At 63.0% G+C, this 15,615-nt stretch carries 19 protein-coding genes and 1 tRNA gene; 11 read left to right on the plus strand and 9 right to left on the minus strand.

Going from position 1 to position 15,615, the window contains the following annotated elements:
* Positions 1-69 precede the first annotated feature (69 nt).
* A complete protein-coding gene (locus tag I6A82_RS00730) occupies positions 70-585 on the minus strand; it encodes a hypothetical protein (protein ID WP_198093323.1) in 516 nt (171 codons plus the stop codon).
* A gap of 211 nt (positions 586-796) precedes the next feature.
* On the opposite strand from I6A82_RS00730, the gene I6A82_RS00735 reads away from it, so the two are divergent.
* Positions 797-1,576, plus strand: a complete 780-nt coding sequence (locus tag I6A82_RS00735) for a SapC family protein (RefSeq protein ID WP_187334578.1) — start codon at positions 797-799, stop codon at positions 1,574-1,576.
* Between the two features lie 5 nt (positions 1,577-1,581).
* Entirely contained in the window at positions 1,582-2,136 is a 555-nt protein-coding gene (locus I6A82_RS00740) for a cytochrome b (protein ID WP_198093324.1), read from the plus strand.
* A 183-nt stretch (positions 2,137-2,319) separates the two neighbouring features.
* On the opposite strand, the gene I6A82_RS00745 is transcribed toward I6A82_RS00740, so the two are convergent.
* Positions 2,320-3,201, minus strand: a complete 882-nt coding sequence (locus I6A82_RS00745) for an N-formylglutamate amidohydrolase (RefSeq protein ID WP_198093325.1) — start codon at positions 3,199-3,201, stop codon at positions 2,320-2,322.
* 132 nt (positions 3,202-3,333) lie between these two features.
* Between I6A82_RS00745 and cpdR the strand changes: the two genes are divergently transcribed.
* Both cpdR and I6A82_RS00755 read left to right on the plus strand, forming a co-directional pair.
* Positions 3,334-3,720: a cell cycle two-component system response regulator CpdR gene (gene cpdR / locus I6A82_RS00750; protein WP_187334581.1), complete on the plus strand. Its 387-nt coding sequence runs from the start codon at positions 3,334-3,336 to the stop codon at positions 3,718-3,720.
* 79 nt (positions 3,721-3,799) lie between these two features.
* Positions 3,800-3,874: transfer RNA gene (locus I6A82_RS00755), tRNA-Val, on the plus strand.
* Between the two features lie 97 nt (positions 3,875-3,971).
* Here the strand turns inward: I6A82_RS00755 and I6A82_RS00760 are convergent.
* Positions 3,972-4,979 carry a mechanosensitive ion channel family protein gene (locus I6A82_RS00760; RefSeq protein ID WP_198093326.1) on the minus strand — a complete coding sequence of 336 codons (1,008 nt, stop codon included), beginning with the start codon at positions 4,977-4,979 and terminating at the stop codon, positions 3,972-3,974.
* Positions 4,980-5,086: 107 nt separating this feature from the next.
* Here I6A82_RS00760 and I6A82_RS00765 point away from each other — a divergent pair, with 107 nt between their 5' ends.
* Positions 5,087-5,563 carry a hemerythrin domain-containing protein gene (locus tag I6A82_RS00765; protein WP_198093327.1) on the plus strand — a complete coding sequence of 159 codons (477 nt, stop codon included), beginning with the start codon at positions 5,087-5,089 and terminating at the stop codon, positions 5,561-5,563.
* Positions 5,564-5,610: 47 nt separating this feature from the next.
* On the plus strand, positions 5,611-6,378 hold the full coding sequence (locus tag I6A82_RS00770) for a thioesterase family protein (RefSeq protein ID WP_198093328.1): 768 nt from the start codon (positions 5,611-5,613) through the stop codon (positions 6,376-6,378).
* Between the two features lie 16 nt (positions 6,379-6,394).
* On the opposite strand, the gene I6A82_RS00775 is transcribed toward I6A82_RS00770, so the two are convergent.
* Positions 6,395-7,636 carry an SAM-dependent methyltransferase gene (locus I6A82_RS00775; protein WP_198093329.1) on the minus strand — a complete coding sequence of 414 codons (1,242 nt, stop codon included), beginning with the start codon at positions 7,634-7,636 and terminating at the stop codon, positions 6,395-6,397.
* Between the two features lie 138 nt (positions 7,637-7,774).
* Here I6A82_RS00775 and I6A82_RS00780 point away from each other — a divergent pair, with 138 nt between their 5' ends.
* Complete coding sequence (locus I6A82_RS00780) at positions 7,775-9,082, plus strand: spinster family MFS transporter (RefSeq protein WP_198093330.1); 1,308 nt, start codon at positions 7,775-7,777, stop codon at positions 9,080-9,082.
* On the opposite strand, the gene soxR is transcribed toward I6A82_RS00780, so the two are convergent.
* Positions 9,079-9,534, minus strand: coding sequence for a redox-sensitive transcriptional activator SoxR (gene soxR / locus I6A82_RS00785; protein ID WP_198093331.1), 456 nt, complete (start codon positions 9,532-9,534; stop codon positions 9,079-9,081). The two genes, I6A82_RS00780 and soxR, sit on opposite strands and share 4 nt — an antisense overlap.
* Before the next feature lie 104 nt (positions 9,535-9,638).
* Here soxR and I6A82_RS00790 point away from each other — a divergent pair, with 104 nt between their 5' ends.
* The 3 genes from I6A82_RS00790 (at position 9,639) to I6A82_RS00800 (ending at position 10,855) form a co-directional block, all read left to right on the plus strand.
* Positions 9,639-9,803, plus strand: a complete 165-nt coding sequence (locus I6A82_RS00790; RefSeq protein WP_198093332.1) for a hypothetical protein — start codon at positions 9,639-9,641, stop codon at positions 9,801-9,803.
* Positions 9,800-10,174, plus strand: coding sequence for a VOC family protein (locus I6A82_RS00795; protein WP_198093333.1), 375 nt, complete (start codon positions 9,800-9,802; stop codon positions 10,172-10,174). The genes I6A82_RS00790 and I6A82_RS00795 overlap by 4 nt, the downstream gene beginning before the upstream one ends.
* Before the next feature lie 66 nt (positions 10,175-10,240).
* The gene (locus I6A82_RS00800) at positions 10,241-10,855 is read left to right on the plus strand and encodes a flavin reductase family protein (RefSeq protein ID WP_198093334.1); all 615 of its coding nucleotides are present in this window, start codon (positions 10,241-10,243) and stop codon (positions 10,853-10,855) included.
* Positions 10,856-11,025: 170 nt separating this feature from the next.
* On the opposite strand, the gene I6A82_RS00805 is transcribed toward I6A82_RS00800, so the two are convergent.
* Positions 11,026-12,078 carry a winged helix-turn-helix domain-containing protein gene (locus I6A82_RS00805; protein WP_198093335.1) on the minus strand — a complete coding sequence of 351 codons (1,053 nt, stop codon included), beginning with the start codon at positions 12,076-12,078 and terminating at the stop codon, positions 11,026-11,028.
* A gap of 104 nt (positions 12,079-12,182) precedes the next feature.
* Between I6A82_RS00805 and I6A82_RS00810 the strand changes: the two genes are divergently transcribed.
* Complete coding sequence (locus I6A82_RS00810; protein WP_198093336.1) at positions 12,183-12,716, plus strand: hypothetical protein; 534 nt, start codon at positions 12,183-12,185, stop codon at positions 12,714-12,716.
* On the opposite strand, the gene I6A82_RS00815 is transcribed toward I6A82_RS00810, so the two are convergent.
* From I6A82_RS00815 to rlmN, 3 genes are read right to left on the minus strand one after another with little or no spacing between them, the layout of a single operon-like run.
* The gene (locus I6A82_RS00815) at positions 12,717-13,325 is read right to left on the minus strand and encodes a class I SAM-dependent methyltransferase (protein WP_198093337.1); all 609 of its coding nucleotides are present in this window, start codon (positions 13,323-13,325) and stop codon (positions 12,717-12,719) included. It lies immediately after the preceding gene.
* Entirely contained in the window at positions 13,322-14,302 is a 981-nt protein-coding gene (locus I6A82_RS00820; RefSeq protein WP_198093338.1) for an acyl-CoA thioester hydrolase/BAAT C-terminal domain-containing protein, read from the minus strand. Before I6A82_RS00820 ends, I6A82_RS00815 begins: the two co-directional genes overlap by 4 nt.
* 52 nt (positions 14,303-14,354) lie before the next feature.
* Entirely contained in the window at positions 14,355-15,611 is a 1,257-nt protein-coding gene (rlmN, locus tag I6A82_RS00825; RefSeq protein ID WP_198093339.1) for a 23S rRNA (adenine(2503)-C(2))-methyltransferase RlmN, read from the minus strand.
* Positions 15,612-15,615: the final 4 nt, after the last annotated feature.

Genomic DNA, 15,615 nt, shown 5'->3' on the forward strand with positions numbered 1-15,615 from the left:
GTGGCGCCTTAGTCAAGCGATCCGAAGCCAGACCCCCCGACTACAAGCGCCGCCGCCCCACCAGAATGTTCAGTTTTTCGTTTCCGCAACAACGCGGCGTAGGCGATCAATCTCACACCGCATGCCCGAACGCGCCATCAGAACATCGCGGCCTGCGCAAACCTTCCCGTCTTTACTTCGCTCCATGTAGAGCCCGGCGTGGAAGTCCATCGCGAGGCAGCCACCGTCCAGATAGGCGCGAATGCGCTGGCGATCGCGCGTGATGAAATCAAGTGCGCGACTGCGCGAGGGCGTCATGCCGACGATCTGATCGGACGCGAGGCACTGTTTCATCTTCTTCTCGACCAGCCGGGGCGGCGGAGCGGCGGCCGGTGTGCGCGCTGGCCGGGTGGCCGAAAGCTGCACGCGATCAGACGAGCGACGCGGGATGCGGATGATGATGCGCTGCTCGATCCGCACCTGAAACACCGGCTCCGGTGCCGGGGACATGGTGTCCACCATCGGCATGGCTACTGGGTCTGCCGGAATCATGTCTCCGCCGGCGGCCGCACTGGCAGTCAGAATGGCGAGCCATTGCCAGATCACGCATATTCCCCAAGCAATTCGAAACGATCGGCTGCGATGCCGCTGCTATATGCTGTGCCATTGAACGTGGAGTGAACTGACACGTCAACCCCGCCATCGCGGGTGTCCCGTTCCTGCGCTTGCTCTTGCGCGGCTCCGCGGCGCAACCTAAGGCCTTGCCAGCAATATTCGAGGCCGTCCGCGGCCCGCCAAGTGTAATGGAGCAGAAGTGATGGCGAGTGCGCCGACCCCCAATAACCTTCCGATGTTTTACAAGGACCTCGTTCCGCTCAACAGCGAACAGCATGGCGACTGGCGCACGCGCGGTCTGGACGATGCCAAGTTCCTTTCGAACCAGCATGCCATTCCCATCACGGTCGATGAGTTCGTGCCCTGCTCGCGCAGCTATCCGATAATCTTCTCGTCGGGCGACCAGCCGGTGCCGCTGGCGCTGATGGGCATGAACGAGGGCGTCAACACCTTCATCAACGATGAAGGCAAGCTCGACCAGCCGGTCTATCTGCCGGCCTATATCCGCCGCTACCCCTTCCTACTCGCGCGTCTCCAGCAGGACAGCGATGAGCTGTCGCTTTGCTTCGATCCCGAAGCCGGCGCGATCGGCCCGTTCGATGAAGGCGAAAAGCTGTTCGAGGACGGCCAGCCCAGCGAAGCAACCAAGAATATCCTGAAGTTCTGCGAGGATTTCGAGCAGTCCGGCGCGCGCACCCAGGCCTTTATGGAGGACCTCAAGAAGAGCGGCCTTATCATGGATGGCGAGGTGTCGATCCAGCAGAACGGTGTGGAACAGCCCTTCATCTACCGCGGCTTCGGCATGATCGACGAGCAGAAGCTGAAGGATCTGCGTGGCGACGAACTTCGCAAGATGAACCAAAACGGCATGCTTCCGTTGATCCATGCCCACCTCTTCTCACTCCAGTTGATGCGGGAGCTTTTCTCACGTCAGGTTCAGCTCGGTAAAATGCCGCAGGTGACCGAAGCACCACAGGTCTAAATCATATGGCAACGACTACGAGCAACGGCCGCGATCGCTACTCCACGGTGGCGATCATCCTTCACTGGCTGATTGCCGCGCTGATCATCACCAATCTCGTTCTGGCGAAATTGGCAGAGGGCGCCAGCGGTTCGGCTCGTAGTTCGTTGATGGGGCCGCATATGGCCATCGGGATTTCGGTCCTGTTTTTCAGCATCATCATGGTGCTCTGGCGAATCACGCATCCGCGTCCGCCTTTGCCAGCCGAACTGGCGGGGTGGGAACGCGTTCTCTCGAAGATCGTGCACGTCCTGTTCTATATCCTGATCATTGCTGCGCCGCTTGCCGGCTGGCTTCTGGTATCCAGCCATGGCGGATCCAAGGGTATTGACTTCTTCGGCCTATTCACCGTGCCCGATCTCCCGGTTTCTGCGGATAAGCAGGGCCATGAATTGATCGACACGGTCCACAAGAACCTCGGCGGCGCGTTCATCTATCTGATCGCTCTCCACGTGCTTGGTGCATTAAAGCATCAGTTTATCGACAAAATGCCCTATTTCCACCGGATGTGGCCCGGCTGAGCAGAGCCAAGCTTTTTCCGGCACGGACTTTGCATTTTATTGTGTCGGAATATTGAAACCAAAGGGCGCACAGGCCATTTAGGATTGGACGGACATTCCCCCTCTTGTCCGTCGGGCGTCCTTGGGGCGTCATCTCCCTGAGCCTTGGCCACCCCGAAAGGGGTGGTCTTTTTGTTTCAGGGTCTATTCGGCAGCATTCGGCCAGCTTTGCTCGGTCAATTCCAGCTCCAATGTGGCGACTGCGCGGAGCAGCCACTGCGCCATGCCGTTCACCGCCTCGGTCACCGGCTCGCGCGCAAGGGCATCAAGATAGAGCCCCCGATCCACTTCCAGTTGCAGCGCCTGAATATGCCCTGCCGGATTGCCATGACGTTCCAGCACATAGCCGCCCGCATAGGGATGGTTCAGCGCCGCTTCCCACCCCTCCTGGCGTGCCTGCTCGACAAGGAGCGATGCCAAGCGGCTCGATGCGCTGCGCCCGAACCGATCGCCTACGACGATCCGGGGAGCGGCTCCCGCGGGATAACGCAAGCTCGGCATACTGTGCAGATCGAGCAATAGCGCGCAACCGAGGCGGCGTCGCATCGCGCGCAGCACGTCTGCGATCCGGCGATGGTAGGGCCGGTGATCCTCCGCAATGCGCCGATCGAGCTCGCTCCGGTCCAGACGACCGGTCCACAACTCCCCGGCCGTACCCAACCAGCGCGGGACCAGCCCCAGCCCTCCGCGCACCTTGGCATTAGGCGGATCGACCTCATCCGCGTTCAGCCCTTCGATCATGGCAGCGTCCACTTCGCGCTCCGATCGATTGAGATCGATCCAAGCGCGTGGGCGATGCGCGACGATACAGGGAAAGCCGGCATCGATCGCGGCCTTCGCCAGCAGATCGACATAGCGGTCTTCAAGCCGCTGCAGGATGGATGGCGACACCCGGGACCGGGCTAGCAGGTCGGGCGGATAGACGCGGCCTGAATGCGGTATCGATATCAGCAGCGGGCGGGCGGGATCGTCCAGTCCATAGCCGGTAAAACTTGGCAGGCGATCGGGTTCGCATTCGGCCATCATCAGCCGAGATAGTCCGCCCGGCACCTACGCGCAATCACGCCCGGCCGCCGTTTCGGCCATAGAAAATAAACTTCTATCGGTTATGACAAGCACACATCATCGATCCCATCCCGAACAGACCGAGCCTCCCTTATGCCCGACCCGATCCGTATCCTGCTGGCCGAAGACGAAGAGGCGATGCGGGGCTATCTGACGCGCGCCCTGGAAAAGTCGGGCTATGAAGTGGTGGCCGTCGATCGCGGTACGGAAGCACTGCCGTTGCTCAAGGAGCAGCGGTTCGACCTGCTCCTCACCGACATCGTCATGCCGGAAATGGACGGGATCGAGCTTGCCCAGCATTGCGGCAAGGTTTCCCCCGATACGCAAGTGATGTTCATCACTGGTTTTTCCGGCGTCACCTTGCGCGCTGGCGAGGCCGTTCCTCGTGCGAAACTTCTGTCAAAGCCGTTCCACTTGCGCGATCTGGTGCTGGAAGTGGACCGCATGTTTCAGGGCGAGAGCAAGAGCGGCCTGATTTAGGCACTTGAACGCCGGCGCTCCTGTCGTTAGAGGAGCGGCCTTCGATCGCGCCCCACGAGGGGCGTGACCACCGGAAAATGGGCGTATAGCTCAGTGGTAGAGCACCGTGTTGACATCGCGGGGGTCGGAAGTTCAATCCTTCCTACGCCCACCATTTTCCGGAACTGAGGCTTGATCCGGGGGAGTGCCCCCGAAGACTTCGGCATCCCCAGGCTCGCTGGCACGCGCACCACGATCTGGAACCGTCGCGCCTATTCCGTCGCGCCCTTCATGATTTCCTCTTTGATCTGCTTGCGCCAGCGCGGCTCCGGCACGTCTCCGCCGCCCGGCCAGCCTTCTCGCTGCTCGCCGCGCACGCCGTCGATATCTTCTGTCTGATCGTGGAACAGATGGACGTGCGTTTCATAAGGCATGTCGATCCCCGCCTCGTCGAGCGCATATTTGATCGCGCGGATTACCTCGGCGCGCGTTGCCACCAAATCTTCGCGGAGGCTCTTGGTCCACCAGCGCACGCGCACCGTGACCCAACTTGCGGCCAGATCCCAGGTCAGCACGTCGATGCCATGTTCGCTGTCGACATGTTCGCAGGCATCGACCGCGCGGCGAATCACATCGCGCGCGGCATCAAGATCGTCGCCATAGCCGATGCCGACATCATATTCCGCGCGCCGTGTGGCGTAGGCGGTCTTCACCACCACGCTGTTGGTATAGACCGTGCTGTTGGGGATCACGATGCGCTGGCCGTCATAGGTGCGGATGTTGGTGGCGCGGGTCTTGATCGATTCCACCGTGCCGACATGCGTATCGACCTCGATCTGGTCGCCCACGCGGAAGGGCTGACGCAGCAGGATGAGGAGGCCAGCCAGCCAGTTCTGCAGAATATCCTTGAAGGCAAAGCCGATCGCGATGGAGCTGACGCCGAGCCCCGCCACCAGATCGCCCGGATTGAGGCTGGGCATTACGATGGTGAGCGCGATGAGGAGACCCCAAAGGATCAGCGCCCATTTCACGAGCGAGCCCAGCACCGCTCCCAGATCGCTGCGCTGCCGCGCCGCCAGGCTGCGACGGACGATCTGCCCCAGTGCATAGGCCAACAGCAGGAACAGCAGGAACGTGATGCCCGCGGCCACGAAATTGGGCCAGTTGAGATCGATCCAGTGCAGCCATCCACTGACCTTATCCACTGCCGCATTGGGATCGAGCGCATTGCGGGTCGGGGCGGCGGCGGCGGCGGCGGCGAGCATCGTGAGATCGATCATGCGGAATTAACCGTCCGCAGCCCCAAGCGTTCCGGCCCCGTAACGGGAACCGAAATCCCCGCCCGCCATTGATCGACGTGAACATTCAAAGCACCGACGGAGCTCTCATGACCGATATTTTCGAACGCCTGAAACAGGACCACGACCGCCATCGCGAGATGCTCGAAAAAATCGGCGACACCAGCGGCGACAGCGCCGAACGCGAGGAGCTGTTCAAGAAGTTCCGGATCGAAGTGACTGCCCATGCGGCAGCCGAGGAAGAGTCGCTCTATGCCGTGATGCTGCAGGATCCTGATATGCGCGAAGAAGGCACGCACTCCGTGTCCGAGCATAAGGAGATCGACGATTTTCTGGAGGAGCTGCAGGAAACCGACATGTCCAGCCCCGGCTGGATCGCCACGTTCAAGAAGATGCGTCACCGGTACGAGCATCATATCGATGAGGAAGAAGAGGATATCTTCCCGGTGGCGAAGAAAGAGCTCGACAAGGGCGTGCCCGAAGACCTCGCCGCCAAGTTCGAGGAGCGCAAGCCCGCCGAGAAGGAACGCGCCGAGAAGGGCGAGAAGAACGAAGCGCTGGACTGATGCAATCGGGGGTTGCGGCATTCCGCGCCCCCATTACACCGGCTTCCATGAGCCTATCCGAACTTCTGAACACATTCCGCGCGAATGACCTTTCCGTAGCCGTTCCTTCAGGCTGGATGCAGGGTCGCACCGCTTATGGCGGCCTCTCCAGCGCCATCGCGCTGGAAGCGGCACGAACGATCGAGGACGATCTGCCACCTTTGAAGAGCGGGCAGATCGCGTTCGTCGGCCCCATCGCGGAGACAGTGACCGCCAAGCGCCGCCTGCTCCGCCGCGGCAAGAACACGGCCTTCGTTCAAGTCGAGCTCGAAAGCCAAGGCGGCATCGGGATGATCGCCAGCTTCATCTTCATGAACGGCCGTCAAAGTTCGATCGCTTTCGACCTCGTCCCGAACATCGAGCTGCCGCCGCTTCCGTCTGACGAGGAAACGCGCAGCGGCCCGCCGGAATTCTTCACATCACAGCTCCATTACCCCGACAAGCGGCTGGAGCTGGGCAAGGGCAATGTGCATCTAGCCAATTGGCACCGTTTGAAAGAGCGCGAGGGGCTCGATCCGATGGTCGAGCTGATGGCGATCGGCGACGCGCTGCCGCCCGCGGCTATGGGCGCGATGGAAAAGCCCGGGCCGGTCAGCAGCATGAACTGGCAGTTCAACCTCCTCACCGATGCCCTCGAAACCACGGACGGCTGGTGGTGGGTCGATGCCGAGGGCCATCAGGCCGCCGATGGATCGAGCAGCCAATATATGTCGCTGCGCAATGCCGACGGCCGGCCGGTGATGATGGGGATGCAGTCGGTCGCTATTTTCGTCTGACCGGCGCCCCCACCCTTCATTTGCCCAGATAGCGCCTTTCCGCTTCCAGCATATAATCGCGCGAAAGCGGCAATGCGCGCCGTTCGCGGACGAACTGGATCTGATAATTACACATTCCCCCGCCTTCGAAGGCCGCGGCGGCACCTGCCAGATAGAAAATCCACATCCGGTAGAAGCGCTCGTCATACATGGCGACGACCTTGTCCTTCTGCGCCACCACCCGCTCATACCAGGCCCGCAGCGTATATCCGTAGTGAAGCCGCAGCGTCTCGATATCGCTGTGGATCAGCTTGGTCTTCTCGCTCGCCTCCAGCGTTTCCGACAGTGCCGGGATATAACCGCCAGGGAAGATATATTTGCGCGTGAATGCATCGGTCGCACCCGGCCCGCCGAAACGCCCGATCGTGTGGATCAACGCGACGCCGTCCGCCTTCATCAGCTTGCGCAGGCAGGCAAAATAGGTTTCGAAATTGGGCTGGCCCACATGTTCGAACATACCGATCGAGACCACCCGATCGAAGCTCTCCGGCTCACGCGCGGCGAGATCGCGATAATCGACCAGCTCGAACGTCACCCGGTCTGCCACGCCCGCCTTCTCCGCGCGCTCCTTGGCCAGGGCCAGCTGCTCGGTGCTCAGCGTGATGCCGTGAACGCGGATGTCCATGAGCGAGGCAAGATACAGCGCCGTGCCGCCCCAGCCGCAGCCGATATCAAGCACCCGCTGCCCCGGCTCCAGCGCCAGCTTGGCCGCGATATGCGCCTTCTTGGCGGTCTGCGCCTCTTCCAGCGTCATGCCCTCTTCGGGCCAATAGGCGCAGCTATACTGCATGTCTTCATCCAGCCAGAGCCGGTAGAAATCATTGCTGAGATCATAATGATGCGCGACGTTCTGGCGCGATCGGCCGATGCCGTTGACCTGGTCCGCGCGGCTCAGCAGCCACTCGCCGGCACGCGCCAGCGGCTTGCGCGCGCCCACCTCGGCCCCGGCCTCCCAGGGTGCGTTGCGGCGCACCAGCATGATCAGATCCCAGATGTCGCCCTCTTCGACGGTAACGCTGCCGTCCATATAGGCTTCGGGCATGCCGAGATTGGGATTGGTGACGATCCGCCGCTCCGCTTTCTTGTCGTGAAAACGCAAGGCGACGTCGGGCCAGCCGTCGGTCTTTATTCCGAAGCGCTCGACGCTGCCGTCGGGCCAGAAAAACGCAAGAGTGCCGCGTTCGATGCGCGAGCCGATGATCCGTCCAAGCAAACTCATGTCAGGGCATTTAGCGTTCCCCTCCCATTTTACCACCGCTTGACGCGAGCGCGCACCGCCCCACCATACCGGTCTTTCGAAATGCTTTGACGCAGCCCGCATCGCTGTTAGCTCTGTGACCGATAAAGGAGAGGCCGAATGGCAAGCAAGGCGGCGGATTTCGCCGAAACAGTGATGCCGGGCGTCAGCCCGCGGGCGCGCAAGATCACGCTCGCCCTGCTCACGATTACATATTTTTTCAGCTATATGGACCGGCAGATCCTCTCGATCCTGATCGAGGATATCAAGGCGGATCTGGTGCTGACGGACACGCAGATCGGCATTGTCGCCGGCCTTGCCTTTGCCGTATTCTATGCGACGCTCGGCATACCGGTTGCATGGCTGGCCGATCGCAAGAACCGCCGCAATATCATCTCCATCGCGCTGGCGTTGTGGAGCGGAGCCACCGCGCTGTGCGGATTCGCGAACAATTTCGTCCATCTGTTGCTCGCCCGAATCGGGGTGGGGATCGGCGAAGCCGGGTCCAGCCCGCCCAGCCATTCGATGATCGCCGATCTTTACGGGCCCAAGAAGCGCGCGGGCGCTCTCGCCATCTATTCGCTTGGCGTTACGCTGGGCGCGGCAATGGGTACCATTCTGGGCGGCACGATCGCGCATTTTTACGGCTGGCGCATGGCGTTCTTCGTCATCGGCCTGCCCGGCATTCTGCTGGCCATCGCGGTGCGCCTGTTCGCGGTGGAGCCGCCACGCGGCATGTCGGACGCCGCACAGACGGTGGCCGACGATAGCAGCCCTAGCCTTTGGGACGGGTTCCGCGCCCTTTGGCAAAACCGCGCCGCGCGCCATCTGGTGGCCGGCGTCACCATCACCTCGATGATCGGCTACGCGCTCACCTCCTGGGGTCCGGCTTATTATATCCGCAGCTTCGGCTTCGATAAGCTGGAGATCGCGCTCTACATCGCGCCGATTCTGGCGGTCGCGGGCGTCGCCGGAACCGTTGGCGGCGGCAAACTGGCCGACCGGCTGGCCGAACGCCACGGCTTGCACAGCCAAAGCATGATGATTGCAGTGGGCAAAACCGCGGCCCTGCCCTTCCTCTTCGCGCTCTATCTCTTGCAGGACGCTTGGTGGGCTATGGCGAGCTATTTCATCGCGCTGCTGTTCCAGAGCTGTTATCTCGGCCCCACTTTCGCGCTGATCCAGGGTCTTGCGCCGCTGAAGATGCGCGCCGTCTGGGCGGCGATCACGCTGCTCGTCATCAACCTGATCGGGCTTGGTGCCGGGCCGACCGCGATCGGCATATTGTCCGATGTGTATCGCGGCGCTTTCGGTGAGGAATCGCTGCGCTACGCTCTGCTGACCGGCGCAGCGTTCACCCCCTGGGCGGTGTGGCATTATTGGCGCGCGGGCAAGGCGCTGAAGGAAATGGAGCGCGCCGCCGCCTAAGCCTCGCTCTCCCCTTCCAGCAGAACGCGCGGACCGGCACCCTTGGCCGCCCATGCGTCGCCGGGATTGTAGAGCGCACATTTCTTCAGGCTGAGGCAGCCGCAACCGATGCAGCCGGTGAGGTCCGCACGCATTTTTTCCAGCGCCGCGATGCGCCGGTCGAGCACTTGCGCGATCCGGCGGCTGCTGCGTTCCCAGTCCCGCGCGGTCGGCGCCCGGTCTTGCGGGAGTTTGGCAAGTTCGGCGCCGATCTCCTCTATCGTCAGGCCCAGCCGCTGCGCGATCAGCACGAAGCTCAATCGGCGGATATCCGCGCGGCGGAAGCGGCGGCGGTTGCCGCCATCGCGCTGCGGATGCACCAGCCCCCGCTCCTCGTAAAAGCGGATCGCCGAAACCGAAAGGCCGGTGCGCCGGGCCAGATCGCCTATACCGAGTAAGTCGCTTGGTCTCATCGATTTTTCCGTTCGCCAAATCGTTTGACCTCAACTTAGCTTGAGGTCGCACATGTTGCCAAGCGGATCGCACAAGGCGGCCGCAACGACCAGGAGAACGGCATATGGAAACGGCAATCGACAGGATCTGGGACAGGCTTTCGCGCGAGCATGAACGAACGACAGCAGCGCCCGCCCCGCATCCGCGGGGCGTAGGAATCGAGGCGGACGACGCGGCCATGCTGGCGCGTCTGTTCAGCCTGAAGGCGAGAGAGGAGGTCCGATCATGACCGACGCTTTCATCGAACATATCAACATCACCGTCACCGATCCGGACGGAGCCGCCGAAAAGCTTAGGCAGATCTTCGGTTGGACGGAACGCTGGCGCGGCCCTGCGCTGAACGGTGGACGCACGATCCATCTGGGCAGCGAGGATCACTATCTCGCGCTCTATTGCCCCAAGGACGTTCCCGCCGGGCGCTTCCCCAAAGGCGCGCCGTTGCAGCATATCGGCGTGGTGGTGGACGATCTGGATGATGCCGAGACCCGCGTAGCCGCGGCGGGCTATCGACCATTCAACCATGGCGATTACGAACCCGGGCGGCGCTTCTACTTCCTCGGCCCGGACGAGATCGAGTTCGAGGTCGTGAGCTACGCCTGAGGTCAGGCCGATAGCCATGCGGGCGGGCACTGGCCAAGCCGGGCCCGCCTCTTTATGCGCGCATGCATGAGCACGCATTTTTATGAGCCCGCCGCCGGCCACGGCCTGCCCCATAATCCGTTCAATGCCATCGTCGCGCCGCGGCCGATCGGCTGGGTGGGCACGGTAAGCGAAGCGGGCGTTCACAATCTGGCGCCGTACAGCTTCTTCAACGCGTTCAACTACACTCCGCCAATCGTGGGATTCTGTAGCGTGGGCGACAAGGACTCGCTCAAAAATGTACGCGAGGTGCCGGAGTTCAGCTGGAACCTCGCCACCTGGGCGCAGCGCGAGCAGATGAACGCAAGCTCGGCCGGGCTGGACCATGGCACCAGCGAATTCGAAGCGGCGAAAATTGAGGTCGCCGAGCCCAAGCTGATCTGCCCCAAACTCGTGGCCGCCGCCCCCGTCCAATTCGAATGCCGCGTGACGCAGATCGAACAGCTGAAGACCGCGAGCGGGGACGATGTGCCCAGCTGGCTGATCCTGGGCGAAGTCGTGGGCGTCCATATCGACGAAACGATGCTGGAAGACGGCATCTACCAGACCGCCCGCGCCCGCCCGATCCTGCGCGGCGGCGGCCCCGGCGATTATTTCACCGTCACCGACAACGACAAGTTCTTCATGCCGCGCCCCGACTGATCGATTCGTTCGATTATCGGGGCCGTTCTTGATCCTAAGGTCACGGATGTCCCGATACGGGGTGCCCCTTTTCCTCCGGCCGCAAGCTGCACGGCAAAGCGAAGCAGGGCGGCGGAGCGAGCGGGGCATGGCCGCAGTTTAGCGCCTCAAGCCTTCTGTAGGACAGTGTTTCAGGCGCGGCGGCGGGCGATCAGCAGCATCGCGGCGGCGATGGCAGCGGCGAACAGCGCGCCTTCCAGCATACTGGTGGCGATCCGCGTGAAGACCCCGAAACCGTTCTCCCCGAACAGCGCGCCGATGGCGTTCAGCGACAGCTTCGATCCGGTGATGCGATCGGCGAACAGATCGAGGCTGCCGCCCATCAGCCGTCCTTCCGCCAGCGCGATCGCGAGGCCTGCCGCCGCGCCCACCGCGCCTGCTGCACCGGCGGCGACTTCCACCGGTTTATGCGCGAGGCGGTGGAGCGCCAGCCATGCACCCAGCCCCACCGCAGCGCCGAGCAGCGCTCCCTCCGGTGCGCCGGTGATATTGCCGGGCGATCGGCCCAGCATCAGTTGAAAGGCGTCGAGGCCGAGCAGACGCGTCAAGCCGCCGATCACGAGCCCGCCCAGCGCGCCGCCGAGCGTCAGCCGCATCCACTGCGCACCGCGCCGGCCTCCTTCCGCCACCGCGATACCGAAACACACCGCCGCCGCGCCCAGCGCCGCGACCATCAGCGTCACGCTGGCGATGACCACCAGCACCGAGAGCGAACCCATGCCCGGCGTGACCGTCGCACCGAAGCCGTAGAATAAGCCGCCCACAAGTCCGGCAAGTGCCCCGCCGAGCGTTCCCGCTCCCCAAAGCTGCAACAAAGCGGTCCAATCGCGCCCGCTTTCTGGCGCGGCAAACCTCTCTCCTGCTCGCAGCGCTTCCAGCGGGGCAGGCTCGACCGACGCGATGAAGCGATAGCCATGCTTCGGCACCGTCTCGATAAAACGCGGATCGCCCGCGCTGTCACCAAGTAGGCGGCGAAGGGTGCGGATGCATTGGGTCAGCGCCTCGTCGGTGACGGGCACGCCGCGCCAGACCTCTTCATGAAAGCGGTCCTTCGTCACGAGCGATCCGGCCTCCGCCACCAATAGGGCGAGCGCATCGAAATAGCGGCTGGAGCAATCGAGCGGCATGCCTTCTTCGGTCAGCGTGCGATCTGCCGGATCGAGAACGAACCGGCCGAATTGCACGGGACTTCCGCTCGATTTCACCAATTGCTCAGCCCTTCCTCATGACGCTCATGACCTGCCGCGGCCCAATAGCGGCTCCCCTTTCGATGAGGAGACGTACTGCAATGACCGACGACACGCTACGGCGCCCGCCCTACAGTTTTCGCCGCGCGATCATCTGGATAGCGATCATCACCGCCCTGCTCTGCCTCCCATTCATTGCGATGCAATTGACCGGCGAAGTGGACTGGACCGCCGGAGACTTCGTCTTCGCAGGCCTGATCTTCGGCGCGGTGGCGACCGGATATGAGCTTGCCGCACGCGCCGCCCCCAATGGCTGGTATCGGCTGGGCGCGGGGCTGGCGCTGCTGATCGGCCTGTTCACCGTCTGGAGCAACCTTGCGGTCGGTATCGTCGGTAGCGAGGACAATGCCGTCAATCAGATCTTCTTCCTGATCCCGCTGGCAGCGATCATCGGTACGGCGTTCGTTCGGGGACGGGCGGACGGCATCGCCAAGGTGATGGGCGTGGCTGCTCTGCTTCAATTGCTCACCGTTCCCACTGCTATCCTATGGGATCAGCGCGTGATCATATTCCTGATTGCTCTCTCTGTCGGATGGCTGGCCTCGGCCTGGTGTTTCCGCCGCGCGGCGCGATGATCAGTCGGCCTTGCGCAAGGTGAGCGCGAGCCATTCGCGCCTCACGCCATCGCTGCCTTTCCCGGTATAGCGATCGGCATCGAGAAGGCTGAAACCTGCCGCCGCATATCGCTCCTGCAGCCATGCGGCGGTAGGCAGGTTCGTCCAACGTCCCGAGGGATCGCGCGCCTCATCCGGATGGCATTCATCCGCCAGCTTGTAATTGGCGAAGTGCAGTCCGCCGGACTTCAGCGCGGCGTGGATGCGGGCGAGGATTGCGGGCAGCGCCGCGCGCGGCACGTGCAGCAGCGATGCATGAGCCCAGACGGCGTCATACTTCTCCACGGCGTCCAATTGATCGAAGCGCATCATCCGTGCGCCGATGCCGAAGCGCTGATTGGACTTGCGCACCATCGCTTCGGTGCCGTCGGTTGCGTCCAGCGCAAACCCGCGTCGGACGATATGCGCCGCATCGAGACCCACACCGCAGCCCAGTTCCAGCACCTGCGCGCCGGGCGCGAGCCGATCCAGGAAGGTGTCGAGGTGCCGGTGACGATCCTGCGCCGTGCTCGCGGTGTAGCGCGGAGCCGCCGCCTGATAATAAGCGATGGTCTGCGCGTCGAAGCTCATCGGCCCTTCAGATGCTCGGCAAGAAAGGCGAGCGTCGCGGGCCAAATCTCCTGCTGCGCGGCGAGCGTCGCTTCGTCGTAGCGAAATTCGCCTTCGGTTCGCTGAATACCGGTGCCGGACAATGCGTGGCCCGCGCCCGGATAGATCAGCGCGACCGTTTCCAGCCCGCCTGCCTCGGCGCGGCGTTCGGCGATGTTCTGCGCCATTCCGCCCGAATTCCAGGTATTGTCGGCATCGCCGCCCGCCACCAGCACCGGCTCGTCGATATCCTCCACCCGGATGCGCGCGGCGGGCACCCGATCGGGATTGGCCCGGCGTCCGGCATCCTGCGGGGTGCGCAGGCGCACGACCGCACCGGGGATCGCATATTTCGCGAACTCCTCTTCCATGCCGAGATAGGGCACGAAGGGCAGCGGCTCGCCCTGCCAGGAGAAACTGCTGACCTCGCCGGGCTTGGCGTGCGGGCCCCAGCCCTCCCAGATCACATCGCTCGGTACGATCGCGACGACGGCGGCGAACCCGTCGATCCGGCTGGCCCCGGCGAGAACGAACTCCGCGCCCTTGGACACGCCGTACAGTCCGATCGAATCCGCTTTCACATCATCACGTTTGCGCAGCCAGTCCCGCGCGATGGCGAGTTTTTCGAGCGGAATCGAATCGAACGCCTCGGGCAGCTTCGGCAACTGCTTGGACGGGGGGAGATAGGCAGGCGAATAATAGGGCAGGCCGAGCACCGCATAGCCCTGTTCGATAAATCGCGGGGCAGAACCGCGCGATCCCGTGTCGCCGCCCTCGCTACCGCCCAGAACGATCACGACCGGGAAGGGGCCGCTTCCCTCGGGCGTCGCGAAATAGGCATAGGGCAGTTCGTCGCCGACCATGATCTCGGTCGGTGCGACGGGCGGGCCGGGATCGGCCGCCACCGGCACCGAAAGCCCAAGACCGCAAGCCGCGAGAATTGTCAGAAACGTGCGCAAACTATACCTCCCTTAGTGTATTAGGAAGGCATTACACTTATGCGCGACCGTTTCAAGCGGCGGTTGCAGCTTCCGCAGCCTCGCGGTCCCGCTCGGCCCGGCTCTTCTTGGTGGCTTGCGTTTTCAGCTGGCCGCAGGCGGCGTCGATATCCCGGCCGCGCGGGGTACGCACCGGGGCACTGATGCCGCCTTCGAAGATGATGTTGCTGAACGCCCGGATGCGTTCCGGGGTGGAACATTCATAAGGCGCGCCCTCCCACGGGTTGAACGGGATAAGGTTCACCTTGGCCGGCAGGCGGTAATGCTTCAGCAGGCGGACCAGTTCGCGCGCATCCTCGTCGCTGTCGTTCTTGTCCTTCAGCATCACATATTCGAACGTGATGCGCCGGGCATTGTTGGCGCCGGGATAGTCGGCGCAGGCCTGTAGCAGCTCCTCGATGCCGTATTTCTTGTTGATCGGCACGATCTCGTCGCGGATGTCCTTGGTCACCGCATGGAGCGAAACGGCAAGGTTCACGCCGATTTCCTGCCCGCAGCGCTCCATCATCGGCACGACACCGCTGGTCGAAAGCGTGATGCGGCGCTTGGACAGCGCAAGGCCGTCGCCGTCCATCACCACTTTCAGCGCATCGCGCACATGATCGAAATTATAGAGCGGTTCGCCCATCCCCATCATCACGATGTTGGTGAGCATGCGGCCATCGGCAGTATAGGCCGCCTGATCGCTCTCTTCGTCCATATCGCCCACGGCCATGTTGCCGCGCGGCCATTCGCCCAGCGCATCGCGCGCCAGCATGACCTGGCCCACGATCTCGCCCGGCGTCAGGTTGCGCACCAGCCGCATCGTGCCCGTATGACAAAAACGGCAGTTGAGCGTGCAGCCGACCTGGCTGGAAACGCAGAGCGTGCCGCGATCCGCATCCGGGATGAACACCATCTCGAACTCGTGCCCATCGACTGATTTCAAGAGCCATTTGCGCGTGCCGTCGGTGGACACCTGCGCCTCGACCACGTCCGGGCGGCCGATCACGAAGCGTTGCGCCAGCCAGGGGCGCATGGTCTTGGCGATATCCGTCATGCCGTCGAAGTCGGTTGCGCCGCGATGGTAGATCCAGTGGAACACCTGCTTGGAGCGCAGCTTGGCCTGTCGCTCATCCAGCCCGGCGGCGGCAAAGGTCTCGCGGATTTCCGCACGGCTCAGGCCCAGCAGGTCCACGCGCCCATCCTCGCGCGCGGTGACGTTGCGGGGAACGGGCACGGGATCGAAATGCCCTGCGATGGGCATGGCGGTGGTCATACTGTCGGACATGACC

It is taken from the genome of Novosphingopyxis sp. YJ-S2-01, from assembly GCF_016093175.1.
Lineage (GTDB): Bacteria > Pseudomonadota > Alphaproteobacteria > Sphingomonadales > Sphingomonadaceae > Novosphingopyxis > Novosphingopyxis iocasae.